General features: G+C 67.6%; 7 protein-coding genes. All 7 read left to right on the forward strand.

Translation table 11 applies throughout. The features are described from left to right. The coding region (locus G3N99_RS32535; protein ID WP_206124424.1) for an FAD-dependent monooxygenase at positions 1–454 on the forward strand (454 nt) is incomplete at its 5' end. A 124-nt stretch (positions 455–578) separates the two neighbouring features. Continuing rightward, positions 579–1,646, forward strand: coding sequence for a tRNA dihydrouridine synthase DusB (dusB, locus tag G3N99_RS32540; RefSeq protein ID WP_006497523.1), 1,068 nt, complete (start codon positions 579–581; stop codon positions 1,644–1,646). Further along, positions 1,643–1,876 carry a Fis family transcriptional regulator gene (locus G3N99_RS32545; RefSeq protein ID WP_006476892.1) on the forward strand — a complete coding sequence of 78 codons (234 nt, stop codon included), beginning with the start codon at positions 1,643–1,645 and terminating at the stop codon, positions 1,874–1,876. Before dusB ends, G3N99_RS32545 begins: the two co-directional genes overlap by 4 nt. Positions 1,877–1,920: 44 nt before the next feature. After that, the gene (gene purH, locus G3N99_RS32550) at positions 1,921–3,486 is read left to right on the forward strand and encodes a bifunctional phosphoribosylaminoimidazolecarboxamide formyltransferase/IMP cyclohydrolase (RefSeq protein ID WP_174946192.1); all 1,566 of its coding nucleotides are present in this window, start codon (positions 1,921–1,923) and stop codon (positions 3,484–3,486) included. 151 nt (positions 3,487–3,637) lie between these two features. Beyond that, positions 3,638–4,180, forward strand: a complete 543-nt coding sequence (gene ruvC / locus G3N99_RS32555; RefSeq protein WP_011350965.1) for a crossover junction endodeoxyribonuclease RuvC — start codon at positions 3,638–3,640, stop codon at positions 4,178–4,180. 156 nt (positions 4,181–4,336) lie between these two features. Beyond that, on the forward strand, positions 4,337–4,918 hold the full coding sequence (ruvA, locus tag G3N99_RS32560) for a Holliday junction branch migration protein RuvA (protein WP_174934244.1): 582 nt from the start codon (positions 4,337–4,339) through the stop codon (positions 4,916–4,918). 119 nt (positions 4,919–5,037) lie between these two features. After that, a complete protein-coding gene (gene ruvB / locus G3N99_RS32565; protein WP_174939197.1) occupies positions 5,038–6,108 on the forward strand; it encodes a Holliday junction branch migration DNA helicase RuvB in 1,071 nt (356 codons plus the stop codon). The last annotated feature ends 99 nt before the right edge of the window (positions 6,109–6,207 follow it).

A 6,207-nucleotide genomic window follows, 5' to 3' on the forward strand; every position in this document is an offset into this window, starting at 1 on the left:
CCTGCCCGACGACGCGTTCCTGCGCGAGCTCGGCAACGCGTTCGGCGAACGCATGGGCGACTTCGTCGCGATCGCGGGCCGCGCGTCGTTCCCGCTCGGCCTGAACGCCGCTCAAACGCTCGTCAACGGCCGCGTCGCGATCGTCGGCAACGCCGCGCAAACCCTGCACCCCGTCGCGGGCCAGGGGCTCAACCTCGGGCTGCGCGATGCGCATACGCTCGTCGATACGCTGTCCGCGCAAGGCTTCGAAGCGACCGCGCTCGCCACCTTCAACGCACGCCGCGCACTCGACCGGCGCTTCACGATCGGCGCGACCGACACGCTGGCTCGCCTGTTCACGATCGACTCGGGCCCGCTCCCGCTGCTGCGCGGCGCCGCGCTCACCGCGCTCGAGTTCGTGCCGCCGCTCAAGAAAGTGATCGCGCGCCAGATGATGTTCGGCCAGCGCAACTGACGCGCGGCGCGCACAGTCGCGCCACTCAAACCGGGTCAAATCGGCGGGGCATGGGAATACGGTAAAATGCGCGTTTCCGTCTGCCCTTTCCCTGCCCGCGCCCGCCGCGGGCGGTGCCATTGCGATGCCCGTTATCGGCCCTCACGTATTGCGTAACAACCTGTTCGTCGCCCCGATGGCCGGCGTGACGGATCGTCCGTTCCGCCAGCTCTGCAAGCGGCTGGGAGCCGGTTACGCCGTGTCCGAGATGGTCGCGTCCAACGCGCAGCTGTGGAAAAGCGCGAAGACGATGCGGCGCGCGAACCACGAAGGCGAGGTCGAGCCGATCGCGGTCCAGATCGCCGGCGCCGATCCGGCGATGATGGCCGAAGCGGCCCGCTACAACGTCGACAACGGCGCGCAGATCATCGACATCAACATGGGCTGCCCGGCGAAAAAGGTCTGCAACGTCGCGGCCGGCTCCGCGCTGCTGCAGAACGAGCCGCTCGTGCAGCGCATCGTCGAGGCCGTCGTCGCGGCGGTCGGTACGGGGCCCGATGCGGTGCCCGTCACGCTGAAGATCCGCACCGGCTGGGATCGCGAGCACAAGAACGCGATCACGGTCGCGCGCCTCGCCGAAGCCGCCGGCATCTCGATGCTCACCGTGCACGGCCGCACGCGCGCCGACCTGTACCGCGGCGACGCCGAATACGACACCATCGCGGCCGTGAAGGCAGCGGTGCGGATTCCGGTGGTCGCGAACGGCGACATCACGTCGCCCGCGAAGGCGAAGGCCGTGCTCGACGCAACCGGCGCCGACGCCCTGATGATCGGTCGTGCCGCGCAAGGTCGGCCATGGCTGTTCCGCGAAATCGATCATTTCCTGCAAACCGGTGAGCTGCTGCCCCCGCCGCGGATCGACGAGATCCAGCACGTAATGAACGAACACCTGGAAGACCACTACGCTTTCTATGGTGAATTCACGGGAGTCCGTACTGCGCGCAAGCACATCGGCTGGTACACTCGCGGCCTTTCCGGTGCCAACGGGTTCCGGCACAGGATGAACACGCTCGATTCCACCCGCGAGCAGCTCGCCGCCGTCAATGCATTCTTCGAGGCGCAAAAGGCGCTGTCGGACCACCTCGTCTACGTCGATGACGAAGAGGAAAACGGCCAGGGCGAGTCGGACGACCATAACCAGTTAGCAGCATGAGCAAGCACAACATCGAACAATGTGTCCGCGAGAGCCTGGACGTGTATTTCCGGGATCTAGACGGCTCCAATCCGCACGACGTCTATGAAATGGTGATGTCCTGCGTCGAAAAGCCGATGCTCGAGGTCGTGCTCGTACAGGCAGGCGGCAACCAGTCGCTCGCCGCGGAGTACCTCGGCATCAATCGCAATACGCTGCGCAAGAAGCTGCAGCAGCACGGCCTGCTGTAGGCAGCCGTCCCGTCCCCGTTTCCCTGGCTATTGGTGGTTCCATCATGATCAAGCAAGCGCTCATTTCCGTTTCCGACAAGACCGGCATCGTCGACTTCGCGAAGTCGCTGTCCGACCTCGGCGTCAAGCTGCTGTCGACGGGCGGCACCGCGAAACTGCTCGCCGACGCGGGCCTGCCCGTGACCGAAGTGGCTGATTACACGGGCTTCCCGGAAATGCTCGATGGGCGCGTGAAGACGCTCCACCCGAAGGTGCACGGCGGCATCCTGGCCCGCCGCGACCTGCCCGAGCACATGCAGGCGCTGGAACAGCACGGCATCCCGACGATCGACCTGCTCGTCGTGAACCTGTACCCGTTCGTCGCGACGATCGCGAAGGACGACTGCACGCTCGCCGATGCGATCGAGAACATCGACATCGGCGGCCCGACGATGCTGCGCTCGGCCGCGAAGAACCACCGCGACGTGACGGTTGTTGTCGATCCGGCCGATTACGCGGTCGTGCTCGATGAAATGAAGGCGAACGGCAATGCGGTCGGCTACGCGACCAACTTCCGCCTCGCGACGAAGGTGTTCGCGCACACCGCGCAATACGACGGCGCGATCACGAACTACCTGACGAGCCTGACCGACGAACTGAAGCACGCGTCGCGCAACGCGTACCCGGCGACGCTGAACCTGGCGTTCGACAAGGTGCAGGACCTGCGCTACGGCGAGAACCCGCACCAGAGCGCCGCGTTCTACCGCGACCTCGCGACGCCGGCCGGCGCGCTGGCGAACTACCGCCAGCTGCAGGGCAAGGAACTGTCGTACAACAACATCGCCGATTCGGACGCAGCGTGGGAATGCGTGAAGACGTTCGACGCGCCGGCCTGCGTGATCATCAAGCATGCGAACCCGTGCGGCGTCGCAGTCGGCAACGATTCGGCCGACGCGTACGCGAAGGCGTTCCAGACGGACCCGACGTCGGCGTTCGGCGGCATCATCGCGTTCAACCGCGAAGTCGACGAAGCGGCCGCCCAGGCCGTTGCGAAGCAGTTCGTCGAAGTGCTGATCGCACCGTCGTTCTCCGACGCCGCGAAGCAGGTGTTCGCCGCGAAGCAGAACGTGCGCCTGCTCGAAATCGCGCTCGGCGACGGTCATAACGCCTTCGACCTGAAGCGCGTGGGCGGCGGCCTGCTCGTGCAGTCGCTCGACTCGAAGAACGTGCAGCCGAGCGAGCTGCGCGTCGTCACGAAGCGCCAGCCGACCGCGAAGGAAATGGACGACCTGCTGTTCGCATGGCGTGTCGCGAAGTACGTGAAGTCGAACGCGATCGTGTTCTGCGGCAACGGCATGACGCTCGGCGTCGGCGCAGGCCAGATGAGCCGTGTCGATTCCGCACGCATCGCGAGCATCAAGGCGCAGAACGCCGGCCTGACGCTGGCCGGTTCGGCAGTGGCATCGGACGCGTTCTTCCCGTTCCGCGACGGCCTCGACGTCGTCGTGGCAGCCGGCGCGACCTGCGTGATCCAGCCGGGCGGCTCGATGCGCGATGACGAAGTGATCGCTGCAGCCGACGAGCACAACATCGCGATGATCCTGACGGGCGTGCGCCACTTCCGTCACTGATCGCACGCGGCCCGTGCGGCCGCTGCACGACAACCCGGCGGCATCGCACCCGCCGGGTTTTTTATTGCGCGGCGCTCTCGTACGCGACCGTGCGGCCGGCGCACCGCACCATTCGTTGTAGTATCGCTGCATCAGGCTTTTCTCCTTACCCATGCGAATTCTCGGCATCGACCCCGGCCTGCGCGTCACCGGCTTCGGCATCATCGACGTCAGCGGCCACCGGCTCGCGTATGTTGCGAGCGGCGTGATCCGCACGCCGACCGCCGACCTGGCCACCCGGCTCGGCACGATCTTCCAGGGCGTCTCGACCATCGTGCGCGAGCACGCCCCCGACCAGTCCGCGATCGAAAAGGTGTTCGTCAACGTGAACCCGCAGTCGACGCTGCTGCTCGGCCAGGCGCGCGGCGCCGCGATCTGCGGCCTCGTCGCGGGCGGCCTGCCCGTTGCCGAATACACGGCGCTGCAACTCAAGCAGGCGGTGGTCGGCTACGGCCGCGCGACCAAGACGCAGATGCAGGAAATGGTCACGCGCCTGCTCAACCTCTCGGGACAACCGGGCTCCGACGCAGCCGATGCGCTCGGCATGGCGATCTGCCACGCGCACGGCGGCAACACGCTCAGCACGCTCGGCGGCCTCGCGCCGGCGCTCGCGAAGAAAGGGCTGCGCGTGCGGCGCGGGCGGCTGGTCGGCTGACACCGGCGCGCGCCCTCGCGCGGCACACCGGCTCGGCCGCCGTGCCCGCGCGCGATGCACACGCGACGTGCATCGCCCCGGCCGGATGGCCGACTCCGTCGGCATGGCGCCGCACGTGCGCTACACTCGCGCTTTCTTCCTCGCATCAAGCCATCCATGATCGGTCGCATCGCCGGCATCCTGCTCGAAAAGAACCCGCCTCACCTGCTCGTCGACTGCAACGGCGTCGGCTACGAAATCGACGTGCCGATGAGCACCTTCTACAACCTGCCGCAAAACGGCGAGCGCGTCGTGCTGCTCACGCAGCAGATCGTCCGCGAGGACGCGAACTTGCTTTACGGCTTCCTGACGCCGCAGGAGCGCACGACCTTCCGCGAGCTGCTGAAGATCACCGGCATCGGCGCGCGCATGGCGCTCGCCGTGCTGTCCGGCATGAGCGTGCAGGAACTCGCGCAGGCCGTGACGATGCAGGACGCCGCGCGCCTCACACGCCTGCCCGGCATCGGCAAGAAGACGGCCGAGCGCCTGCTGCTCGAACTGAAGGGCAAGCTCGGCGCCGATCTCGGCGCACTCGCCGGCGCCGCGTCGCCGTCCGACCACGCGACCGACATCCTCAACGCGCTGCTCGCGCTCGGCTATTCCGAAAAGGAAGGCCTCGCCGCGATCAAGAACGTGCCCGCGGGCACCGGCGTATCCGAAGGCATCAAGCTCGCACTGAAGGCGCTGTCGAAGGTGTAACGCCCGCATGACGCGCCGCCGGCCGGTGCGTTGAAGCCAGTGTCGCGCGGCCGCGCAGCGCTCGCCAGTCGGCCGTTCGGCCAGGTGGGCCGGACAGCGGCGCGCGGTACAATGGCCGCATGATTGAAACCGACAAACTCGCCACCGAGCAGCGGATCATCGCCGCCACGCCCGCCTCGTCGCACGAGGAGGTGTTCGAACGTGCGCTGCGGCCGCGCCAGCTCGACGACTACGTCGGCCAGGAAAAGGTGCGCGGCCAGCTCGAGATCTTCATCGAAGCCGCCAAGCGCCGCTCCGAGCCGCTTGACCACGTGCTGCTGTTCGGGCCGCCGGGCCTCGGCAAGACGACGCTCGCGCACATCATCGCGCGGGAAATGGGTGTGAACCTGCGCCAGACGTCGGGCCCCGTGCTCGAGCGCGCGGGCGATCTCGCCGCGCTGCTGACGAACCTCGAAGCGAACGACGTGCTGTTCATCGACGAGATCCACCGGCTGTCGCCGGTCGTCGAGGAAATCCTGTATCCGGCACTCGAGGATTACCAGATCGACATCATGATCGGCGAAGGCCCGGCCGCGCGCAGCGTGAAGCTCGACCTGCAGCCGTTCACGCTGGTCGGCGCCACCACCCGCGCCGGGATGCTGACCAACCCGCTGCGCGATCGCTTCGGGATCGTCGCGCGCCTCGAGTTCTACGATGCCGAGCAACTGTCGCGCATCGTGCGGCGCTCGGCGTCGCTGCTGAACGCGCAGATCGATCCGAACGGCGCGCTCGAAATCGCGAAGCGTTCGCGCGGCACGCCGCGGATTGCAAACCGGCTGCTGCGCCGCGTGCGCGACTTCGCGGAAGTGAAGGCCGACGGCCAGATCACCGCGGCCGTCGCCGATGCCGCGCTCGCGATGCTCGACGTCGATCCGGTCGGCTTCGACCTGATGGACCGCAAGCTGCTCGAGGCCATCCTGTACAAGTTCGACGGCGGCCCGGTCGGCATCGACAACCTCGCGGCGGCGATCGGCGAAGAACGCGACACGATCGAGGACGTACTCGAGCCGTACCTGATCCAGCAGGGCTTCCTGCAGCGCACGCCGCGCGGGCGCGTCGCGACGCTGCTCACCTATCGCCACTTCGGGCTGTCCGTGCCCGACACCGGCCGCACCGAACGCGGCGAGTGGGATACCCCCGCCGGGAAGTAACCCGCCGCCCGAGCCGCACCCGCCATGACCACGCCGCCCAGCTCCCACCCCGCCGCCCCCGCACCGGGCCCGCGCTGGGCCGAGCCGATCCGCAAGCGG

Source organism: Burkholderia sp. Ac-20392, assembly GCF_017104585.1.
GTDB classification, from domain to species: Bacteria; Pseudomonadota; Gammaproteobacteria; order Burkholderiales; family Burkholderiaceae; genus Burkholderia; species Burkholderia lata.